At 69.9% G+C, this 20195-nt stretch carries 17 protein-coding genes, 1 pseudogene and 1 riboswitch; of the genes and pseudogenes, 12 read left to right on the top strand and 6 right to left on the bottom strand.

The features are described 5' to 3' along the window. Positions 1 to 43: 43 nt before the first annotated feature. The 3 genes and pseudogenes from M3U25_RS09825 (at position 44) to M3U25_RS09815 (ending at position 3528) form a co-directional block, all read left to right on the top strand. The gene (locus tag M3U25_RS09825; protein ID WP_355497837.1) at positions 44 to 1054 is read left to right on the top strand and encodes an alpha/beta hydrolase; all 1011 of its coding nucleotides are present in this window, start codon (positions 44 to 46) and stop codon (positions 1052 to 1054) included. A gap of 422 nt (positions 1055 to 1476) precedes the next feature. Beyond that, positions 1477 to 1938 (top strand): annotated as a pseudogene (locus tag M3U25_RS09820) (Ig-like domain-containing protein); the annotation flags it as partial. 351 nt (positions 1939 to 2289) lie between these two features. Further along, positions 2290 to 3528 carry a glycoside hydrolase family 18 protein gene (locus M3U25_RS09815; RefSeq protein ID WP_355498552.1) on the top strand — a complete coding sequence of 413 codons (1239 nt, stop codon included), beginning with the start codon at positions 2290 to 2292 and terminating at the stop codon, positions 3526 to 3528. Between the two features lie 165 nt (positions 3529 to 3693). Here M3U25_RS09815 and M3U25_RS09810 read toward each other — a convergent pair whose 3' ends face one another. The 3 genes from M3U25_RS09810 to M3U25_RS09800 are packed head-to-tail and all read right to left on the bottom strand — an operon-like array spanning position 3694 to position 7027. Beyond that, complete coding sequence (locus tag M3U25_RS09810; protein ID WP_355497840.1) at positions 3694 to 4779, bottom strand: homoserine dehydrogenase; 1086 nt, start codon at positions 4777 to 4779, stop codon at positions 3694 to 3696. After that, the gene (locus M3U25_RS09805) at positions 4776 to 5993 is read right to left on the bottom strand and encodes an O-succinylhomoserine (thiol)-lyase (protein WP_160946433.1); all 1218 of its coding nucleotides are present in this window, start codon (positions 5991 to 5993) and stop codon (positions 4776 to 4778) included. The genes M3U25_RS09810 and M3U25_RS09805 overlap by 4 nt, the downstream gene beginning before the upstream one ends. Next, positions 5990 to 7027, bottom strand: a complete 1038-nt coding sequence (locus M3U25_RS09800) for a homoserine O-succinyltransferase (protein WP_355497844.1) — start codon at positions 7025 to 7027, stop codon at positions 5990 to 5992. The genes M3U25_RS09805 and M3U25_RS09800 overlap by 4 nt, the downstream gene beginning before the upstream one ends. A 70-nt stretch (positions 7028 to 7097) precedes the next feature. Then, positions 7098 to 7216: riboswitch (SAM riboswitch) on the bottom strand. 244 nt (positions 7217 to 7460) lie between these two features. Here M3U25_RS09800 and M3U25_RS09795 point away from each other — a divergent pair. The 7 genes from M3U25_RS09795 (at position 7461) to M3U25_RS09765 (ending at position 15431) form a co-directional block, all read left to right on the top strand. Further along, the gene (locus M3U25_RS09795) at positions 7461 to 8195 is read left to right on the top strand and encodes a M23 family metallopeptidase (protein ID WP_355498555.1); all 735 of its coding nucleotides are present in this window, start codon (positions 7461 to 7463) and stop codon (positions 8193 to 8195) included. A 67-nt stretch (positions 8196 to 8262) separates the two neighbouring features. Continuing rightward, a complete protein-coding gene (locus M3U25_RS09790; RefSeq protein WP_355497847.1) occupies positions 8263 to 8658 on the top strand; it encodes a GntR family transcriptional regulator in 396 nt (131 codons plus the stop codon). Continuing rightward, positions 8624 to 9562: an ABC transporter ATP-binding protein gene (locus M3U25_RS09785; protein WP_355497850.1), complete on the top strand. Its 939-nt coding sequence runs from the start codon at positions 8624 to 8626 to the stop codon at positions 9560 to 9562. The genes M3U25_RS09790 and M3U25_RS09785 overlap by 35 nt, the downstream gene beginning before the upstream one ends. Next, the gene (locus M3U25_RS09780; protein ID WP_355497853.1) at positions 9559 to 10947 is read left to right on the top strand and encodes a hypothetical protein; all 1389 of its coding nucleotides are present in this window, start codon (positions 9559 to 9561) and stop codon (positions 10945 to 10947) included. Before M3U25_RS09785 ends, M3U25_RS09780 begins: the two co-directional genes overlap by 4 nt. A 76-nt stretch (positions 10948 to 11023) precedes the next feature. Then, positions 11024 to 12628 carry a peptide chain release factor 3 gene (locus tag M3U25_RS09775; RefSeq protein WP_160946436.1) on the top strand — a complete coding sequence of 535 codons (1605 nt, stop codon included), beginning with the start codon at positions 11024 to 11026 and terminating at the stop codon, positions 12626 to 12628. A gap of 108 nt (positions 12629 to 12736) precedes the next feature. Continuing rightward, a complete protein-coding gene (locus M3U25_RS09770; protein ID WP_010344180.1) occupies positions 12737 to 13408 on the top strand; it encodes a hemolysin III family protein in 672 nt (223 codons plus the stop codon). A 52-nt stretch (positions 13409 to 13460) separates the two neighbouring features. Then, a complete protein-coding gene (locus tag M3U25_RS09765; protein WP_355497858.1) occupies positions 13461 to 15431 on the top strand; it encodes an AsmA family protein in 1971 nt (656 codons plus the stop codon). 154 nt (positions 15432 to 15585) lie between these two features. Here M3U25_RS09765 and M3U25_RS09760 read toward each other — a convergent pair whose 3' ends face one another. The 3 genes from M3U25_RS09760 to mtgA all read right to left on the bottom strand — a co-directional run bounded on the left by M3U25_RS09760 (position 15586) and on the right by mtgA (position 18193). After that, the gene (locus M3U25_RS09760) at positions 15586 to 16014 is read right to left on the bottom strand and encodes a CBS domain-containing protein (RefSeq protein ID WP_242159464.1); all 429 of its coding nucleotides are present in this window, start codon (positions 16012 to 16014) and stop codon (positions 15586 to 15588) included. Continuing rightward, positions 15974 to 16996 (bottom strand): glycosyltransferase family 2 protein, encoded by a 1023-nt coding sequence (locus M3U25_RS09755; RefSeq protein ID WP_355497861.1) that lies wholly within the window; start codon positions 16994 to 16996, stop codon positions 15974 to 15976. The genes M3U25_RS09760 and M3U25_RS09755 overlap by 41 nt, the downstream gene beginning before the upstream one ends. Before the next feature lie 453 nt (positions 16997 to 17449). After that, positions 17450 to 18193, bottom strand: a complete 744-nt coding sequence (gene mtgA, locus M3U25_RS09750) for a monofunctional biosynthetic peptidoglycan transglycosylase (RefSeq protein WP_355498558.1) — start codon at positions 18191 to 18193, stop codon at positions 17450 to 17452. Positions 18194 to 18274: 81 nt separating this feature from the next. Here mtgA and M3U25_RS09745 point away from each other — a divergent pair, with 81 nt between their 5' ends. Both M3U25_RS09745 and M3U25_RS09740 read left to right on the top strand, forming a co-directional pair. Continuing rightward, complete coding sequence (locus tag M3U25_RS09745; protein ID WP_160946440.1) at positions 18275 to 19168, top strand: Hsp33 family molecular chaperone HslO; 894 nt, start codon at positions 18275 to 18277, stop codon at positions 19166 to 19168. 115 nt (positions 19169 to 19283) lie between these two features. Further along, on the top strand, positions 19284 to 20144 hold the full coding sequence (locus M3U25_RS09740; protein WP_242159466.1) for a hypothetical protein: 861 nt from the start codon (positions 19284 to 19286) through the stop codon (positions 20142 to 20144). Positions 20145 to 20195 lie beyond the last annotated feature (51 nt).

Raw genomic sequence — 20195 nt, 5'->3', positions numbered from 1 at the left:
CCGGGCTAAGGTCGTGCTCCATCACGCCTGCCGCCCCGCTCCCATGCGCCATTGCCTGCTGCTCGCCGCCCTCGCCCTGTCGCCGCTCGCATCCGCCACGGCCACCGACGCATCGCCGCGCTACGGCGCGCAACTGGAAGGCTTCGCCTATCCCTACCCGGTGCACTGGTACCGCTTCGAGTCGCAGCGCCAGTCGCTGCAGATGGCGTACATGGACGTGGCCCCGACCGGCACGCCGAACGGGCGCACGGTGGTGGTGCTGCACGGCAAGAACTTCTGCGCGGCGACCTGGGCATCGACGATCGCCGCGCTGGTGGCACAGGGCTACCGGGTGCTGGCGCCGGACCAGATCGGCTTCTGCAAGTCGAGCAAGCCGCAGGCCTACCAGTTCACCTTCGCGCAACTGGCGGCCAACACCCATGCGTTGCTGCAACAGGCCGGGGTGACCCGCGCCGTGGTCGTCGGCCATTCGATGGGCGGCATGCTCGCCGCGCACTACGCGCTGCAGTATCCGCAGGACGTGAGCCAGTTGCTGCTGGTGAACCCGATCGGGCTGGAGGACTGGAAGGCGGCCGGCGTGCCCTGGCGCAGCGTCGACGCCTGGTACGCCAAGGAGCGCAGGACCGACGCGGCCTCGATCAAGCAGTACCAGCAAACCGTCTACTACGGCGGCCAGTGGAAGCCCGAGTACGACCGTTGGGTGAGCATGCAGGCGGGCATGTACGCCGGCCCCGGCGGCGATCGCGTGGCCTGGGACCAGGCGCTGACCTCGGACATGGTGTTCAACCAGCCGGTGGTGCAGCGCTTCCCGCAACTGCGGGTACCGACCACGCTGTTCATCGGCCAGCGCGACCGCACCGCGATCGGCAAGGATCTGGCCCCACCAGCGCTGGCCGCGACCCTGGGCGACTATCCAGCCCTGGGCAAGCGCGCGGCCGCGGCGATCCCCGGCGCGCGTCTGGTCGCCTTCGACGACCTCGGCCATTCCCCGCAGGTGGAAGCGCCGCAGCGCTTCAATGCCGCGTTGCTCGAGGCGCTGGTCAAGGCGCCCTGACCCCACATTCGCCACGCCATTGGTGCCGGCACGGCGGCACGAACGCGGCGTGTCGCGCATCGTGGCGGCGTGCCGGCGGCGACAGCACGTCGCCTGGGGCGCCGCACGCACCTCGCCCCGCCACGCACCGTGCCAGCCCGCGCCCCGCATACGCAGACGTGCCCGATATGCAGCCATTGCGCTGCAGCATCAGCCGTTCATGAAAACGTTGTCATCGCGGTGATTTTGGATACATCTCGCATTCGTCTGAATTGTCTGTTGACAACGTTGTCTTCTGGCCAGAACCCTGCGCCTGCCCGGTCCGCGCACGAACGCCACACGACGTCGGCGCCACACGCTCCCGGGTGATCGGATCCAAGGAACCAGACAGCGGCGAACCGCCGCTCCTCAGTCGCGTTACCTACCGCATCGGAGGCGTCACCATGCACACGAAATCCGCTGGATCGTGGTTGCTGTTCTGCTGTTTCGTCCTGGCCGGCCTCATGCCCGGCCAGGCCTGGGCCGCCGCGTGCAGCGGGGTCGCCGCCTGGAATCCGGCCACGATCTACGCCGCCGGCGATACCCTGACCTACGCCGGTCACCTGTACCGCGCCAACGGTCCGATCTGGAACACCGCGCCGACCTACTGCACCAGTTGCGGCTGGTATCAGGACCTGGGCACCTGCGACGGCAGTTCGGCCAACCAGCCGCCGAGCGTGGCCCTGACCGCGCCCACCGCCGGCACCCGCTTCGTGGTCGGCAACACCATCACCCTGCAGGCCTCGGCCAATGATGCGGACGGCAGCGTCGCGCGGGTCGAATTCTTCCGCGGCGCCACCTCGCTGGGCAGCGTGAGCGGCGCGCCCTACACGCTCGCCTGGAGCGGCGCGGCGGCCGGCAGCTACAGCCTGACCGCCGTGGCCACCGACAACGCCGGCGCGCGCAGCACCTCCGCGGCGGTCGCGATCACCGTCGCGGCGCCATCGAGCGACACCACCGCACCCAGCGTGCCGACCGGCCTGGCCGCGGCCACACGCGCCAGCAACGCCATCACCCTGAGCTGGAATGCCGCCGCCGACAATGCCGGCGGCAGCGGCCTGGCCGGCTACGACATCCTCCGCGACGGCAACCGCGTGGGCACCTCCACCACCACCGCTTACACCGATTCGGCGCTGACCGCCGACACCGCGTACGCCTACGCGGTCCGCGCCCGCGACAACGCCGGCAACGTCTCGGCGAGTAGCGCCACGCTAAGCGTGCGCACCCTGCCCGCCAGCGCCGGCGGCGGCAAGCGCGTGATCGGCTACTTCACCCAATGGGGCATCTACGGCCGCAACTACCAGGTGCGCGACATCCAGACCAGCGGCGCGGCCGGCTACCTGACCCATATCAACTACGCGTTCGGCAACGTCCGCAACAACCGCTGCGAAGTCGGCGTCACCCAGCCCTCCGACAGCAGCACCGGCGCCGGCGGCGACGCCTTCGCCGACTACACCAAGGCGTTCTCCGCCGCGCAGAGCGTGGACGGCGTGGGCGACACCTGGGACCAGCCGCTGCGCGGCAACTGGAACCAGTTGAAGAAGCTCAAGGCCGCGCACCCCGGGTTGAAGGTGCTGATCTCGCTGGGCGGCTGGACCTGGTCGCGCGGATTCTCCAGCGCCGCGCGCGCCGAGAACCGCCAGGCCTTCGTCGCCTCCTGCATCGACGCCTACATCCGCGGCAACCTGCCGATCACCGACGGCGCCGGCGGCAACGCGGCCGCGGCTGGCGTGTTCGACGGCATCGACATCGACTGGGAATACCCGGTGGCCTGCGGCATCGCCTGCGGCACGCCCGAGGACCGGCAGAACTTCACCGCGTTGCTGGCCGAGTTCCGCCGCCAGCTCGACCAAGTGCGGCCGGGACTGCTGCTGACCGTGGCGGTCGGCGCCGGCATCGACAAGATCCGCGTCACCGACCCGAACCTGTACGCGCAATACCTGGACTACCTCAACGTGATGACCTACGACTTCCACGGCGCCTGGGATCCGCAGACCAACCATCACTCGGCGCTGTTCGAATCGCCGGCCGATCCATCCAGCGGCGACCAGCGTTACTACAACAGCAACGACGCCATCCAGGCCTTCCTCGACCGTGGCGTGCCGGCCGCCAAGCTCAACCTCGGCATCGGTTTCTACGGGCGCGGCTGGACCAACGTGCCCAACGTCAACCACGGCCTGTACCAGAGCGGCAGCGCCGCGGCGGGCACTTACGAAGCCGGCATCGAGGACTACAAGGTGTTGCGCGGCCGCGCCGGCACCAGCTACGTCGACGCCCAGGCGCGCGCGCACTGGAAGTACGACGGCAGCACCTTCTGGAGTTACGACGACCCGGCACTGGTCACCGAGAAGATGAACTACGTCAAGGCCCAGGGCCTGGGCGGCGCGTTCTTCTGGGAATTCAGCGGCGACTACCAGGGCGAGTTGCTGAAGACCATGGGCCAGGGTCTGCAATGAGGTGAGGCGCCAGCCGCCGCGCGACGCGCGATGGCCGCACCACGTGGCCCGCACCGCAGCCGCCTCTGCGTTGCGGGCCATGCCCACAACTTGCCGGCTGGCCGTCATCGCCAGCCAAGCCCGATCGCGATGCCCGCGACTGAGTGCGGGCGTCGTTCACTTCGTTCAGCGCACCGCGATCCGCAGCACGTCGTCGAGCAAGGCCGCCGCGGTGACATCGGCACCGGCGCCCGGCCCCTGGATCAGCAGCGGCTGCTGCAGGTAGCGGTCGCTGTGGATGGCGACGCGGTTGTCGGTGCCGGCGCCGCTGGCCAGCGGATGCGTCAGCGGCAGCGCGCGCAGGCCGACCGAGGCGCCGTGCGCATCGAAGCGGCCGACGAAGCGCAGGCAGGCACCGTCGGCCTGCGCCTGCGCCAGGCGCGCCGACAACGGCGCGTCCAGTAGTTCCAACGCGGCATCCAGCTGCGCCAGCGGCACTGCGGCCAGCTCTGCCGGCACCAGCGACGCCACCTGCACCTGCTCGGCGCGCAACGGCAGGCCCGCGGCACGGGCCAGGATCAGCAACTTGCGCCGCACGTCCTCGCCGGACAGGTCCTCGCGCGGATCGGGTTCGGTGTAGCCGGCGGCCGCGGCCTCGCGCACGCACTCGGAAAAGGAACGACGGCCGTCGTAGCGGTGCAACAGCCAGGCCAGCGAGCCGGACAGCACGCCTTCCACCGCGTGGATGTGGTCGCCGCCGGCGACCAGCGCGCGCAGGCTGCTCAGCAACGGCAGCCCGGCGCCGACCGTGGCGCTGTCGCCGTAGTGGGTGCTGGCGGCATGCCGCGCCGCATGGATCTGTTCGGCGCGCGCCAACGCGGCGCCCTGGCCGAGCTTGTTGGCGGTGACCACGTGCACGCCGCGCCGCAGCCACTCGGCATGGCGCTGCGCCACCGCCTCGCTGGCGGTGGCGTCGACCACGATGTCGCCCCGGCCCAGGTCGTCCGGAAGCGTCACCGCCTGCGCCGTGCGCGCGGCGGCATTGGCTGCGGCCAGCGCCTGCGCCGGTGCCAGCGCGCAGTCGGCGACGGTGCGCGAATTGGCCAGCCAGGCGAAGGTCGGCAAGCCGGGCCGGCGCTGCTGCAGCGCCTGGTAACGCGCGACGAAGGCGCGACCGACCGTGCCGGTACCCAGCAGGCCCAGCCGCGCAGTTGCGGTGGCGGGCGCCGCACGCAGCGGCGCCGCCGGCGCATCGGCCAACCCGCTGCTCACGCGTCCACCCGTTTGCGTGCCAGCGCCTCGCCGGCGCGCTGCGCGCGCTGCAGGCCGGCCTGCAGGTCGGCGACCAGGTCCGCGCTGGATTCGATGCCCACCGACAGGCGCAGCAGGCCGTCGGAAATGCCGGCCTTGGCGCGCGCCTCGGCGGTCATCGCCGCATGGGTCATGGTCGCCGGGTGCGCGATCAGGCTCTCCACGCCGCCCAGCGATTCGGCCAGGGTGAAGTAGCGCAGGCCGTCGACGAAGGCGCGCACCTCGGCCTCGCCGCCAGCCAGTTCGAAACTGATCATCGCGCCGAAGCCGCGCTGCTGCCGCGCCGCCACCGCGTGGCCCGGATGCGAGGCCAGGCCGGGGTAGTACACCTGGCGCACCGCGGCGTGCGTGGTCAGCAGCTCCACCACCGCCTGCGCGTTTTCCTGGTGCGCGCGCAGGCGCGCGTCCAGCGTGCGCAGGCCGCGCAGGGTCAGGAACGCATCGAACGGCGAGCCGGTCAGGCCCAGCGCATTGGCCCACCACACCAGTTGCTGGTGCAGCTCGGGATCGGCGGCGATCACCGCGCCGCCGACCACGTCGCTGTGGCCGTTGACGTACTTGGTGGTGGAGTGGATCACCAAGTCGGCGCCGAACGCGATCGGGGTCTGCAGCGCCGGCGACAGGAAGGTGTTGTCGACCACCGCCAGCGCGCCGGCCTTGTGCGTGGCGTCGATGACGAAGCGCAGGTCGGTGATGCGCAGCAGCGGGTTGGACGGGGTCTCGATCAACACCAGCTTCGGCGCCTGCGCCAGCGCATCGGCCAGCGAGCGCGGATCGGTCAGGTCGGCGGTGATCAGCTCGAAGTGGCCCTTCTTGGCCAGCGCGTTGAACAGCCGCCAGCTGCCGCCGTATGCGTCGTGCGGCACCACCAGCTTGTCGCCGGGCTGCAGCAGCGCGTTGAGCACCAGATTGATCGCACCCATGCCGGTGGCGGTGATCACGCCGCCGGCGCCGCCTTCCAGTTCCGCCAGCGCTTCGCCGAGCAGGTCCCGGGTGGGGTTGCCGCTGCGGGTGTAGTCGTACTGGCGCTTGTTGCCGAAGCCGTCGAAGCTGAAGTTCGACGACAGCACGATCGGCGGGGTCACCGCGCCGTAGGCGGTGTCGCGGTCGATACCGGCGCGGACCGCAGCGGTGGCGGCACTACAGGGCAGATCGGTGTCGTGGGCAGTGCTCATGCGGCAACTCCGGTGGGGCGAAGGGCGGTGGCGAGAATCGCGTCGATGCGATCGGTTTCTTTCAGGAAGGCGTCGTGGCCGTAGGGCGAACGCAGCACGCGCAGGCTGCCGCGCGGGCCCAGCCCTTCGACCAGGGTGACCAGGTCCGACAGCGGCACCAGGCGGTCGCCTTCGACCGCCACCACCACCGTGGGCACGGCGACGGCGGCCGGATCGATGCGGTGCAGGTCGATGGATTCGGACAGGCGCAGGTAGGCGTTGACCTGGGTGCGCGCCACGTACTGCGCGCCGGCGGCGTCCAGGTAGTCTTCGGCGGCGACGCGGACGCGGCCGTTGATCACTTCCGGCGCCGCGTCGAAGCGCTCGCCGAATTCCTCGGGCGTGCGATAGCTGAGCATGGCGAACTGCCGCGCCAACGACAGCCCGTGGCTCTCGGCGCACTGCAGCTGCCCCAGCGCCACCGCGCGGCGCTGCAGCGCGCGCCAGGCCGCGGCATACGGATGCGCGCGGTGCGCGCCGCTGACCGCGATCAGCTTGTGCAGGCGTTGCGGATGCCGCACCGCCAGTTGCAGGCCGACCAGCGCGCCGTAGGAGTAGCCGACGAACCCCTGCAGTTGCGCGATGTCCAGCGCGTCCAGCAGCGCGGCGATGGCATCGGCCTGGTCTGCGCTGTCGATCGGCGCGTCCAGGCTGCCGTCGGCGCCGACGAAATCGAATGCCAGCAGCCGCCGCTGGGTCGGATCCAGCGCCCGCCCCGGCCCGACCAGGCCTTCGGCCCAGCCCTTCTCGGGAAAGCTGGCGTTGGCGGCCAGATGACGGTGCGCGGAGATGCCGCCGGCGACGAACACCACCGGTGCGGCGACCGGGCCGCTCAACTCGTAGCGCAGGCGCAGCAGTTGCACGCCGGCATGGCGCAGCGGCAACGCGACGGCGATCTCGCCACGCATCGCGTGCACGCCGTCGGCCGGCGCAGCAACGCGGTCGTGGGACGGAATGGCGGAGGTGGGGCGATCAGGCGAGTTCACGAGGCGCATGGCGGTATCCGGAGAGGAACGGCCATCGAGCTTCGCGGAGCTCGCGTTCGCCATGCAGAGGGCATGGATCGAACCATCTTTCGGCGGACGCGTGGGTCCCCGCAGGATTTGGCACCTACACGAACGCTTGCGCGTCCGCTGGCTGCCCCGGCATCAAAGGGCCTGTCCCTCCGCCGGTCTCGATGGTGGAGCCACGATGCCAGCGATTTTCGGCAATGTCAATCTCTTTATTCGGATGAAGCGATATGATTTTTCGATCCCTGGCCTCGGCCATACTCCGTTTCCCCCATCGCGCCTCACGTCCGTGCGCCGACGCCGTCCCCGCCGCTGGCTTGCCGTGGTCTTGTCGCTGGCGGCAGCGACCGGCGCGCAGGCGCAGCCGCTGCTGCGCTGGAATGCCCCGCGGGCCGTGCCACCACCACCCCCGGCATGGCTGGAGGTGAAGGCCCGCGACAGCGGCCTGCGCGAGGTCGCGCTGGGCAATCCGCTCGGCGGCCCGGTGCAGATCCGCCTGCTGGGCGATAACGACGACTTCACCGCCGTGCCCGCGCTGCCGCTGACCGTGGAGCTGGCCGCCGGCGAGCGCCGCGTGGTCGCACGCCTGTATCCGCCCGGCAACTTGGCCGAGACGGGCGCCGATGGCGCCCGGCTGCGCATCGAGGCGGTGCCCGGCTCGCCGCGCGCCCATGCCGACGCGGTGCTGTACGCCCTGCCCTTCGCCGATCGCCCGGTGCGCATCGACCAGGGCTTCGGCGGCGCGTTCAGCCATCGCGATCCGGCCAATGCCTATGCGCTGGACTTCGCCCTGCCCGAGGGCACGCCGATACTGGCCGCGCGCGAGGGCGTGGTGATGGAGGTACGCGACGACTTCCGCGAGTCCGGCACCGATCCACGCCTGGGCCAGGCCGCCAATCTGGTGCGGGTGGTGCACGCCGACGGCAGCATGGCGATCTATGCGCACCTGGCCGCCGGCGGCGTGCAGGTGCGGGTCGGCCAGGCGGTGCGGCGCGGCGAGCGTCTCGGCCTGTCCGGCAATACCGGCCTGAGCAGCGGCCCGCACCTGCATTTCGCCCTCCAGCTCAACCGCGGCCTGCGCCTGCAATCGGTGCCGTTCCGGATGGCCGGCCCACTGGGCGAACTGCGCTTCGCCCATCCCACCCCACCCTGAGCGCACCGCCTACCGTTCGTCGGCAGACGCCTTGACATGCGCCAAGTGTATTGATGTATTAATACACATGGATGCAACCCACCTGCACGTGCAACCCAGCGCCCCCGAGCCGATCTACCGGCAGATCGCCGAGCAGATCCGGCGCCTGGTCGCCGCCGGGCAACTGCGCCCGGGCGACGGCCTGCCCTCGGTGCGCGAGGTCGCCGCCGCCCACGCGGTGAACCCGATGACGGTCTCGCGCGCCTACAGCCAGCTCGAGGCAGAGGGTGTGCTGGAACGCCTGCGCGGCCGCGGCATGGCCATCGCCGCGACCGCCGCCGCACCGCAGCGGCAAGGGCAGCGCCTGGAGCTGATCGAACCGCGCCTGCAGGAACTGGTCCGGCATTGCCGCGAACTGGGCCTGCCGGCGCATCCCGTGATCGAACGTCTTGAACAGTTGTTTGGAGAACCTGGCGATGAGTAGCGTGGCGATGGCGGCCGCAGAACCGGCCGAACTGGACATGGACCTGCCGGTGGCGGCGCACGACCTGGACCTGGCCTTCGGCACCAGCACGGTGCTGCAGGGCGTTGACCTGCAGGTGGCACGTGGCGAGGTGGTCGGGCTGATCGGCTGCAACGGCGCCGGCAAGAGCACCCTGCTGGCCTGCCTGCTCGGCCTGCTGCAGCCGCAACGCGGCCAGGCGCGGGTGTTCGGCGGCCCGGCCTTGCGCCTGGACGATGCGCGCAAGGCGCAGTTGGGCTTCGTGCCGCAGCAGCCGCAGGCCTTCGGCTGGATGCGCGTGGAGGAACTGCTCGCCTTCGCCGCACAGCTCTACCCGCACTGGGACGCGCAGCGCGCGGACACGCTGCTGCGCCGCTGGGAACTTGACCGTACCCAGAGCATCGGCAAGCTCTCGCCCGGCCAGGCCCAGCGTCTGGCCCTGGTGCGCGCGCTGGCCGCACGGCCGGCACTGCTGGTCCTGGACGAACCCGCCTCGGCGCTGGATCCGGTCGCACGCCGCGATCTGATGCGCGAGATCGTCACCGAAACCTGCGACGCCGGCACCACCGTGCTGTTCTCCAGCCACATCGTCAGCGACCTGGAACGCGTGGCCTCGCGCGTGGCGTTCCTGCACCAGGGCCGGCTGTTGCTGGACCAGCCGCTGGACGAACTCAAGGACCGCGTACTGCGCATCGGCATCCCCGCGTCGGCGGCCGCGACGCTGGAGGCACCGCTGCGCGGCGAACTGGCGCGCCGCCAAGGCGCCGACGGCGGCATCGTGGTGGTACTGCATGCCACCGAGCTGCCGTCCGCGCTGTTGACCGTCCCCGGCATCCGCATCGACCGGCTGGGCCTGGAAGACCTGTTCATCGAGGTGGTCGGATGAGCCGTCTTCCTGCAGATCTGCGACTGCTCTACAGGGCATCGGGCGTAACCGGGTGGCTGTACCCGCCAGCCCTGGCCGCCGCCTTCGCCTGCACCTGGCTGCCTGAAAAAGCCGCTTACATCCTGCCGCCGATCCTCACGGCGATCCTGGCGATGTTCGTGTGGATGCTGCTGGGCGCTCGTCTGCTGAGCCTGCTCGAGCAGGGGCGCCAACTCCGCCTGCCCGGCGTGGCAACGCGCTGCGCCAGCCTGTTCGGCGCCGCGCTGATCATGACGGTGTTGCTGCCGACGCTGCTGTTGGCCGCGCGTTCCGTCGACCCTGGCCTCTCCCTCTCTGTCCTGCTGCTCAGCGCAAGCTTCGGCATGTTGGTCGCCACCCTGCCGGCGTGGTGTGCACCCTTGATCGGCATCTTGCCGGGGACGTTCGGCGGCCTGTTCCCCGAGGCCAGTTTCGCGCCACTGGCCATGCATCCGCGCGCCAGCATGCTGCTCGCCGCGCTCGCCTGCGGCCTGACCAGCATGTGGTCGTACCGGTACCTGCGTGGTCGCCCGGCCGATGCGCTGTCGGCATGGACGCGCCCGATGTGGATCGGCCTGCAGCAGCGCCAACCCGGCGACGGCACCACCAAGCAGGCGGTCGAGTCGCAGGGTGGGCGCCTGGGCTGGATCCAGGGCATCGCACGCCCCGCCTTTCCCTCCGATCTGCGCCATCAACCAGAACGCACCATGCGCTATGCGCTCGGCCCCGGCTTCGCTCCCGGCAGCGCGGCCAACACCCTCCTGGCCGCGCTGGTCACGCCGGCGCTGCTGCTGGTGTTGTGGACGCCCCTGTTGCTGCGCACGCAATCGCCGACGCTGCCGCTGGTCATGGCCAACGTCATGGCCAACCTGTCCAGCGTGAAGTTCCTGCAACGGTTGTGGCTGTGGCGCAAGCACGGCAACCTGGGGCTGATGGAAAGCGCGCTACTGCCCGGCCTGGGCGCCCCCGGGCAGGCCGGCAAGCTGTTCAACCAGGTAATCCTGAAGCGCGCGATCGCGGCGATGCTGCCCTGGCTGGGCATGTCCTGGCTACTTGGCGTGCTCAAGCATGCGCCACCGGCCTATTACCCGCTGACCGTGTCGATCACCCTATCCGCGACCCTGGCAGCCAGCAGCCTGCTGCTGGCCTGCATGCGCTGGCCGCGTGGCGCGCTGGCGCTGAGCGCGGTCCAGTTCGTCCTGGCCATGCTGGGCGGGATCAGCATCGGCCAGGTCGGCCTGCCCGGCGCCATGGCGCCGCACTGGCTGGCACCAGCCTGGAGCCTGCTGCTGCTCGGCATGGTCATCGCCTACAACCTGGTGGCGCGCCAGTCCAGCAAGCGCCCGCATCCCTGGCTGCTCAACTGAACGGCCCATACGGGAAGCCCGCTATAATCGCCGGCTTCCTCCGTTGCCGATGACGCCCCTTGCGGGCGTGCCGCCCATGTCCGAAGTCGCCACCGAAGCTGCGCGCCGCCGCACCTTCGCCATCATTTCCCACCCCGACGCCGGCAAGACCACGCTGACCGAAAAGCTGCTGCTGTTCGGCGGGGCGATCCAGATGGCTGGCTCGGTGAAGGGCCGCAAGGCCGCGCGCCACGCCACCTCGGACTGGATGGCGCTGGAAAAGGAGCGCGGCATCTCGGTGACCTCGTCGGTGATGCAGTTCCCGTACGAAGGCAAGATCATCAACCTGCTCGACACCCCCGGCCACGCCGACTTCGGCGAGGACACCTACCGCGTGCTCACCGCGGTGGACTCGGCGCTGATGGTGATCGACGTGGCCAAGGGCGTGGAAGAGCGCACCATTAAGCTGATGGAAGTCTGCCGGCTGCGCGACACGCCGATCATGACCTTCATCAACAAGCTCGACCGCGAGGGCAAGGATCCGATCGACCTGCTCGACGAGGTGGAGACGGTGCTGGGCATCGAGTGCGCCCCGGTGACCTGGCCGATCGGCATGGGCCAGCGCCTGAAGGGCGTGGTGCATCTGGTGACCGGCGAAGTGCACCTGTACGAGCCAGGCCGCAACTTCACCCGCCAGGATTCGACCATCTTCCCGTCGCTGGACGCGCCTGGTCTGGCCGAGAAGATCGGCGAGCAGATGCTGGCCGAACTGCGCGAGGAACTGGAACTGGTACAGGGCGCCAGCCACGCCTTCGATCTGGCGGCCTACCGCGCCGGCAAGCAGACCCCGGTGTTCTTCGGCTCCGGCGTCAACAACTTCGGCGTGCAGCCGCTGCTGGACTTCTTCGCCGAGCACGCGCCGCCGCCGCAGCCGCGCGCCACCACCGGCCGCCAGGTGCAGGCCGGCGAGGACAAGCTCACCGGCTTCGTGTTCAAGATCCAGGCCAACATGGATCCGCAGCACCGCGATCGCGTCGCCTTCATGCGCATCTGCTCGGGCCGCTTCGCCGCCGGCATGAAGACCCTGCACGTGCGCACCGGCAAGGAGGTCAAGCTGGCCAACGCACTGACCTTCATGGCCAGCGACCGCGAAATCGCCGCCGAGGCCTACCCCGGCGATGTCATCGGCATCCACAACCACGGCACCATCTCCATCGGCGACACCTTCACCGAAGGCGAGTCGCTGTCGTTCACCGGCATTCCCAACTTCGCCCCGGAACTGTTCCGCCGCGCGCGCCTGCGCGATCCGCTCAAGCTCAAGCAGTTGCAGAAGGGCCTGGCGCAGCTGTCCGAGGAAGGCGCCACCCAGTTCTTCCGCCCGTTGATGAGTAACGACCTGATCCTGGGCGCGGTCGGCACCCTGCAGTTCGACGTGGTCGCCTACCGGCTCAAGGACGAGTACGGCGTGGACGCCAGCTTCGAGCCGGTCGGCGTGGTCACCGCGCGCTGGGTGCACTGCGACAACCCCAAGAAGCTGGAAGAGTTCCGCGAGAAGAACGCGATGAACCTGGGCATCGACGCCGCCGGCGAACTGGTCTACCTGGCGCCGACCCGGGTCAACCTGCAACTGGCGCAGGAACGTGCGCCGGACGTGCGCTTCGCCGCCACCCGCGAACACGCGCACAGCGTGGCGGTGGAATGACCGCCATGTGACCGCGGGCGTGCGCCGGCTGAGCGCACGCCCAACGGCGTCGCAGTCCTGCGCTGCAGCGGATGCGAACCGCTCGCAATTGCGCTACCGTGCGGACCCATGGATGCAGACCGGTCGCCCGCTTACTCGAACGCCGACGCGCAGCCTTCCACGGACTGGCGCGATGAACTCGCCAGTGCGCTGACCCACGGCCTCGGCGCGATCGCCGCGCTGGCCGGCGGCTCGGTGCTGATCACCCTCGCCGCCATCTACGGCGACGGCTGGCAGCTCGCCACCGCCATCGTGTTCAGCGTCACCTTGCTGCTGCTGTACGTGGCGTCCACCCTGTACCACGCCATTCCGCATCCCGGCGCCAAGGCGCGCCTGCAGATCTTCGACCACTGCGCGATCTACCTGCTGATCGCCGGCACCTACACCCCGTTCACCCTGATCGGCCTGCGCGGCCCGTGGGGCTGGGGCCTGTTCGCGGCGATCTGGACCATCGCCGTGGCCGGCGTGATCTTCAAACTGTTCTTCACCGGCCGCTTCCGCCTGCTCTCCACCATCCTGTACATCGCCATGGGCTGGCTGATCGTGGTGGCGATCGAACCACTGCTGCGCTCCATCGACGCCTGGACGTTGGGCTGGCTGCTGGCCGGCGGCCTGTTCTACACCCTGGGCACGTATTTCTATCAGCGCGACACCGTGCGCTACTTCCACGCCATCTGGCATCTGTTCGTGCTCGCCGGCAGCGTCTGCCACTTCGTGGCGGTGACCGGCCAGGTGCTCTGAGGCAGCAGTTCGCTTTCGCACCCCGTGCACGGCGGCTGCCTAGGATGGCCGCATGGCACCCGACCCTGCTTCCGCATCCGGCGCACGCCGCCGCTCCTGGCCCTGGCGGCGCAACGACGGCCGCCTGCGGCGTTGGCCGTTCGTGCTCGGCGCGCTGGTGCTGCTCCTGCTCGTCATCATCCTGATCTTCGACTGGAACTGGTTCAAGGCGCCGGTGGAACGCGCGGTGCAGGCACGCACCGGCCGCGCCTTCCATATCGACGGCAACCTCGACGTGGACCTGGGCCGCGTCATCACCGTGCGCGGCGATCGCCTGCGCTTCGCCAATGCGGACTGGTCGAAGCAGCCGCAGATGGCCAGCGCCGACCGCGCCGAACTGGATATCGCGCTGTGGCCGCTGCTGCGCGGCCGCGTGCGCATTCCCGAGATCCGCCTGACCAAGCCCGATCTGCTGCTGGAGACCGGCCCGGCCGGACAGCCCGGCAACTGGGCGTTCGGCCAGTCCGACGACGGCGGCAGGCCGGTGGTCCTGGGCGCCTTGCTGGTGCAGCAGGGACATCTTCGTTTCCAGGATCCGGTCGGGCGCACCGAGATCGACATTGCCGTCGACAGCCAGGTCGGGCAGCGCCGCCGTGGCGATGCCGCCCCGCCGATCGCGGTCAGCGGCGACGGCCGCTGGCGCGGCAATCCCTTCACCCTGAAAGGCAATACCGCCTCGCCGCTGGAACTGAGCGAGAGCGACCATCCGTTCCGCGTCGACCTGCGCGGCAGCGCCGGCAGCACCCGCGCACACATGCGCGGCACGCTGACCAATCCGTTCCAGTTGCGTGTGTTCGACCTGCAACTGCAACTGGCCGGCACCGACATGGCGCACCTGTATCCGCTGCTGGGCATCGCCATCCCCTCCACGCCGCCCTACCAACTCGACGGGCGCCTGCAGCGCGACGGCGAGCGCTGGCGCTACCAGGACTTCCGCGGCCGCGCCGGTGACAGCGACCTGGCCGGCACGGTGCAGATCGACACCGCCGGGCAACGCCCGTTCCTGCGCGCCGACCTGCGTTCGCAGCGGCTGGATTTCGACGACCTGGCCGGCTTCGTCGGCGCGCCGCCGCGCACCGGCGCCGGGGAGACCGCCAACGCCGAGCAGAAGGCGCAGGCAGCCAAGCTCGCCGCCACCGACAAGGTGCTACCGTCCACGCCGTACGACCTCGGCAAGCTGCGCGCGATGGATGCCGACGTGCGCTGGAAAGCGCAGCGCATCAATGCGCCGTCGCTGCCGCTGGACGACATGGACGCACACCTGAAGCTCGATGATGGTGTGCTCTTGCTGCAACCGCTGAACTTCGGCGTGGCCGGCGGCGACCTGCGCTCGGATATCCGCATGGATGCGCGCAAACCCACGCTGTTCACCCGCGCGCAGGTGTCGATCCGCGGCGTGCAGTTGGGCAAGCTGTTCCCCGACGGCAAACTGGCCAAGGAAGCGGCCGGCGCGATCGGCGGCGAGATCGCGCTGGCCGGCAGCGGCAACTCCATCGCGCAGATGCTCGGCAGCGCCGACGGCAACGTCGCCATCGGCATGGGCAAGGGCCGCATCAGCAACCTGGTGATGGAACTGGCCGGCCTGGATATCGCCGAATCGCTGAAGTACCTGGTGACCAAGGACCGCGAGATCCCGGTGCGCTGCGCGTTCGGCGACTTCGGCGTCCAGCACGGATTGATGACCTCGCGCGGCCTGGCCTTCGACAGCACCGATACCCTGCTGGTGGGCAGCGGCACCATCGACCTGAGCCAGGAACGCCTGGACTTGCTGCTGAAGGCGCAACCGAAGGACCACAGCATCCTCGCCCTGCGCTCGCCGCTGCGCGTCGGCGGCACCTTCAAGGACCCGAGCTTCCGCCCCGACTTCAAGGCCCTGGGCGTCCGCGGCGCGATCGCCATCGCCCTGGGCAGCATCGCCCCGCCCGCCGCGCTGCTGGCCACCATCGAGACCGGGCCGGGCAAGGATATTCAGTGCGGGCATTGAAGCCGGGAATGGGGAATCGGGAATAGGGAGTCGCAGGATCAAAAGCGGATTCCGCGCATCCATCTCGTCGGGCCACCGATGTCTCAAGGTGGATTAAGGAGATCGGCGCTTTTGATTTCCTGTTCCCGATTCCCAACTCCCGATTCCCAGCCCCTCAGCTCCTGATGTACTCCTGCAACTGATCCAGCTCCTGGCGCTGCTCCTCGATCACCGCCTTGACCAGGTCGCCGATCGAGATCACGCCGATCACGCGGCCGGCGTCCACCACCGGCAGGTGGCGGATGCGGTGCCCGGTCATCAGTTCCATGCACTGCTGCACGCTCTGTGCGGAATCCACGGTGTGCACCTTGCTGCTCATGATGTCGCGCACCGGCGTGGTCGCCGAGGAGCGGTCCTGCAGCACCACCTTGCGCGCGTAGTCGCGCTCGGACAGGATGCCGGACAGCTGTCCGTCCTGCAGCACCAGTACCGCGCCGATGCCCTTGGCGGCCATCAGCCGCAGCGCCTCGATCACCGCCGTGTCCGGCGCGACCGCATGGATCTCATTGCCCTTTTCGCTCAAGACCTGCCGTACCGTGCGCATCGCTGCCTCCCGGTTCGCTGGATCGCACGGCCGAGCATACTCCTTCGCCCGGTGCACGCCAGGTCTCCACCAGGTACAGCGGACGTTGCTTGGATTCCTCGTACAGGCGGCCCAGGTATTCGCCGATCAGGCCCAGCGCGATCAGCTGCACGCCGCCCAGGAACAGGATGACCGCCATCATCGTCGGCCAGCCCGCTACCGGGTCGCCCCACAGCGCCGCCTTGACCACCACCCAGATCGCGAACAGGAAGGCGCCGACCGCCGTCGCCAGCCCCAGGTAGGTCGCCACCCGCAACGGTGCGGTGGAGAACCCGGTGATGCCGTCCAGGGCGAAATTCCACAGCCGCCACAGACTGAACTTGCTGCGCCCGGCCAGCCGCGGCGCGCGCCGGTACGGCACCGCCAGGCGGCGGAAGCCGATCCAGCCGAACAACCCCTTCATGAAGCGGTGGCGCTCGCGCAACTGCCGCAGCGCGGCCAGCGCGCGCGGCGACAACAGGCGGAAATCGCCGGTATCGGCGGGGATCGGCGTCTTCGACAGGCGCCCGATCACCCGGTAGAACAACGCCGCGGTGCCGCGCTTGAGCCAGCCCTCGCCTTCGCGCACCAGGCGCGTGCCGTAGATGTCGTCGTAGCCGGCGCGCCAATGCGCCACGAACTGCCCGATCAGTTCCGGCGGATCCTGCCCATCGGCATCCAGCAGCATCGCCGCGCCGCGCTCGACACAGTCCAGGCCCGCAGTCAGCGCCAGTTCCTTGCCGAAGTTGCGCGACAGGCGCAGCGCGCCGACCCGCGGATCGGACGCGGCCAGGGTCTGGATCGTGTCCCAGGTTGCGTCGCGGCTGCCGTCGTCCACGTACAGCACGCGCCCCTCCAGCCCCGGCACGGCGTCGAGCGCGGCGAGGATGCGGGGGTGCAACAGCGGCAGGGTCTGCGCCTCGTTGAACGCAGTGACGACGACGGTGAGGCGTTCGGATTCCATCGGCGGATGGTACGGAGCGGCCTGCGCGTTCACCAGCGGCGGGCGCTTCGCTTGGCAAAAGCGGGAGCTCTTCCCTTCTCCCACTGGGAGAAGGTGCCCCGAAGGGGCGGATGAGGGTCCGCCTGCCGCCGAACCCCAATGCGCACGTGCGGCCGCACCCTCACCCCAACCCCTCTCCCGAGGGGAGAGGGGCTCAGACTTCCTTCTCCCACTGGGAGACGGCGCCCCGAAGGGACGGATGAGGGTCCACCTGCCGCCGACCCCACACGCGCGCGCCGCCGTACCCTCACCCCAACCCCTCTCCCGAGGGGAGAGGGGCTCAGACTTCCTTCTCCCACTGGGAGAAGGTGCCCCGAAGGGGCGGATGAGGGTCCGCCTGCCGCTGAACCCCAATGCGCACGTGCGGCCGCACCCTCACCCCAACCCCTCTCCCGAGGGGAGAGGGCTTCAGGCCTACGGCGCCTGCAGGTAGGCCGGGCCGCCCAGTTGCCGGGTCTGGCGCTGGATCCAGTTGGCCCGCCCCTGCACATAGGGGCCGGGGCGCGTGGCGTTGTAGCGCTGCGGCGCCGGCAGCACCGCCGCCAGCAGCGCGCTCTGCGCCGGGGTCAGTTGCGCCGCGTCCTTGTTCCAGAAGCTGCGCGCCGCCGCCTGGGCGCCGTACACGCCGTCGCCGAACTCGGCCACGTTGGCGTACACCTCGAGAATGCGCTGCTTCGACCACAGTGCCTCGATCAGCACCGTGTACCAGGCCTCCAGCCCCTTGCGCAACCAACTCCGGCCCTGCCACAGGAACAGGTTCTTGGCGACCTGCTGGCTGATCGTGCTGGCGCCGCGCAGGCGCCCGCCACGCGCGTTGTGGTCGCGCGCCTTCTCGATCGCGTCCAGGTCGAAGCCATGGTGGCTGGGAAAGCGCTGGTCCTCCGCGGCGACCAGCGAGATCGGCAGGCTCGGCGCGATCTGCGCGGTATCGCGCCAGTCGTAGGCGATGCGGTACGACCAGTCGCCGCCGGCCCAGGCGCCGAGCTGGCGCTCCAGCATCATCGCCGAGAACGGCGGGTCGACGAAGCGCAGCAGAAGCACCTGCGACACGCTCGCCAGCACGAAGACCAACGGCGCCAGCAGCAGCCAGCGCCGCCAGCGCCTGGCCCGCGGACGCACCGGCGCAGCACCACTTGCATCGCGGCGCGCCGCCCCCATTCCTATGCTCTCTTCGATCTGGTCCACCGTGACGATCCACTCTCGTGCGGTCGCCATCTTCCCATGCGCAGCGAGGCCGCAATGCATTCTTCCGACGATCGTCTGACCCGCTTCCTGCTACCCGGCGCCGGTGTGCGCGGTGTGCACGTGCGCCTGCACGACACCTGGCGCGAGATCCTGGCGCCGGCCAGCTACCCCGCCGCGGCCACCGAACTGCTGGGCGAGGCCTGCGTCGCCGCGGCCCTGTTCACCGGCCACACCAAGGTCGACGGTCGCCTGTCGGTGCAGTTGCGCAGCCAGGGCGCGCTGCGCACCCTGTTCGCCGAGTGCACCGCGGCCGGCACGCTGCGCGGCATCGTCCAGTTGAGCGAAGGCCAGGACGCGCCGCGCGACCTACGCGCGCTGGGCGACGACGCCCTGCTGGCGATCACCATCGAGAACCCCGGCCTGGACCCGCGCGAACCGCAGCGCTACCAGAGCCTGGTGGCGATGTCCTCGGCCGAGCTGGACGAAGCCTTCGAGGACTACTTCCGCCAGTCCGAACAGTTGCCGACGCGGCTGATCCTGGCCGCCGACGGCAGCCACGCCGCCGGCCTGCTGCTGCAGAAGCTGCCCGGCGACGCCGGCGACGAGGACGGCTGGAACCGCGCCGGTGCGCTGTTCGAGACCGTCGGCGAGGCCGAACTGCTGGCGACGCCGGCCGAGACCCTGCTGCACCGGCTGTTCCATGAGGAGACCCCGGAACTGCTCGGCGACCGTCCGCTGCGCTTCGGCTGCTCCTGCTCGCGCGAACGGGTGGCCGCGATGCTGCGCTCCCTCGGAGAGGAGGAAGCCCGGGCCGCGGCCGAGGCCACCGGCCAAGTTGAGATCCGCTGCGAATTCTGCGGCCGGCACTATGACTTCCCCTTGACGGAATTCGGAGTATTGTTTGCCGTAACGCAGGCTGAACCGACGTCCTCGGAGCGCTTGCACTAGCGGAAATGCGCGTCGCGACCGGGGAGTCCGACTTGTTAAAGAAACATAAACCCACTAGCATCAACCACCCTGTCCGGCGGGAACTTTCGTGCCCGCCCCAAGTCTCAGACTGCTGATGCGACCCTTCCTGCGCCTACCGCTCGCCCTGCTGATCGCCCTCGCGGCGAGCACGGGCGCGCACGCGCAGAGCAAGCCGGCCAACGGCCAGGACCGCACCGTGCTGCCGGTCTGGAACAAAGGCAGCGGCAAGGTCGAGGCGCTGCTGTACCTGGAGCCCACCGGCGAACAGGCGGTCGGCGCGCGCTGGCACTTCGGCCGCAACTCCCTGGATGCCGCGTTCGGCCTGTCCTCCGGCGACTCGTTGGGCCTGTTGTGCAACAGCGCCAGCGGCAGCAGCATCAGCGGGCTGGCGAGCCACTGCATGCTGGCCAGCCTGGGCGACGACGACGGCACCAGCGGCCACCATGTCGCCGCCACCACCACCTTCAACCGCCCCGGCGGGCGTCTGTCGCTGTCGGCCGGCACCGGCCGCGAGAACCTCCCCGCCTGGCTGGCCGGCGCCAACAAGACGCCGTCGATGCGGATGGAGCAGAACGATCTGACCGTCTTCGCGCAGCAGAACATCGGCCGCGAGGGCTTCGTCTCGATCGGCGGCACCTACGCCAAGGCGCGCCTGGTGCCGATCGCCGACGCCACCCCGGCCATGCTCGACCGCTGGGACAGCAAGAGCCTGAGCATCGGCGGCGGCTACGGCTCGTTCAGCGCCAACGTCATCGGCCGCGTGGTCGACGCCCCCGGTCAGCCGGGCAAGTGGACCGGCCTGGGCGTGGGCCTGACCTGGCGCACCCCGTGGAGCGGCCAGCTGACCGTCGGTGCCGAGAACGTCATCACCCGCGGCAAGAACCCGTTCTCGCCGAACAACATCAGCACCGAAGAGGGGACCATCCCCTATGTGCGCTACGAGCAGGACCTCTAGCGAACGGTCGCAACACGTTGTTCCGCAAAGAAAAAGCCTCCTCGCGGAGGC

It is taken from the genome of Xanthomonas sp. PPL134 (genome assembly GCF_040595915.1).
GTDB classification, from domain to species: Bacteria; Pseudomonadota; Gammaproteobacteria; order Xanthomonadales; family Xanthomonadaceae; genus Xanthomonas_A; species Xanthomonas_A indica.
This window is presented reverse-complemented; position numbering and strand designations above follow the sequence as displayed.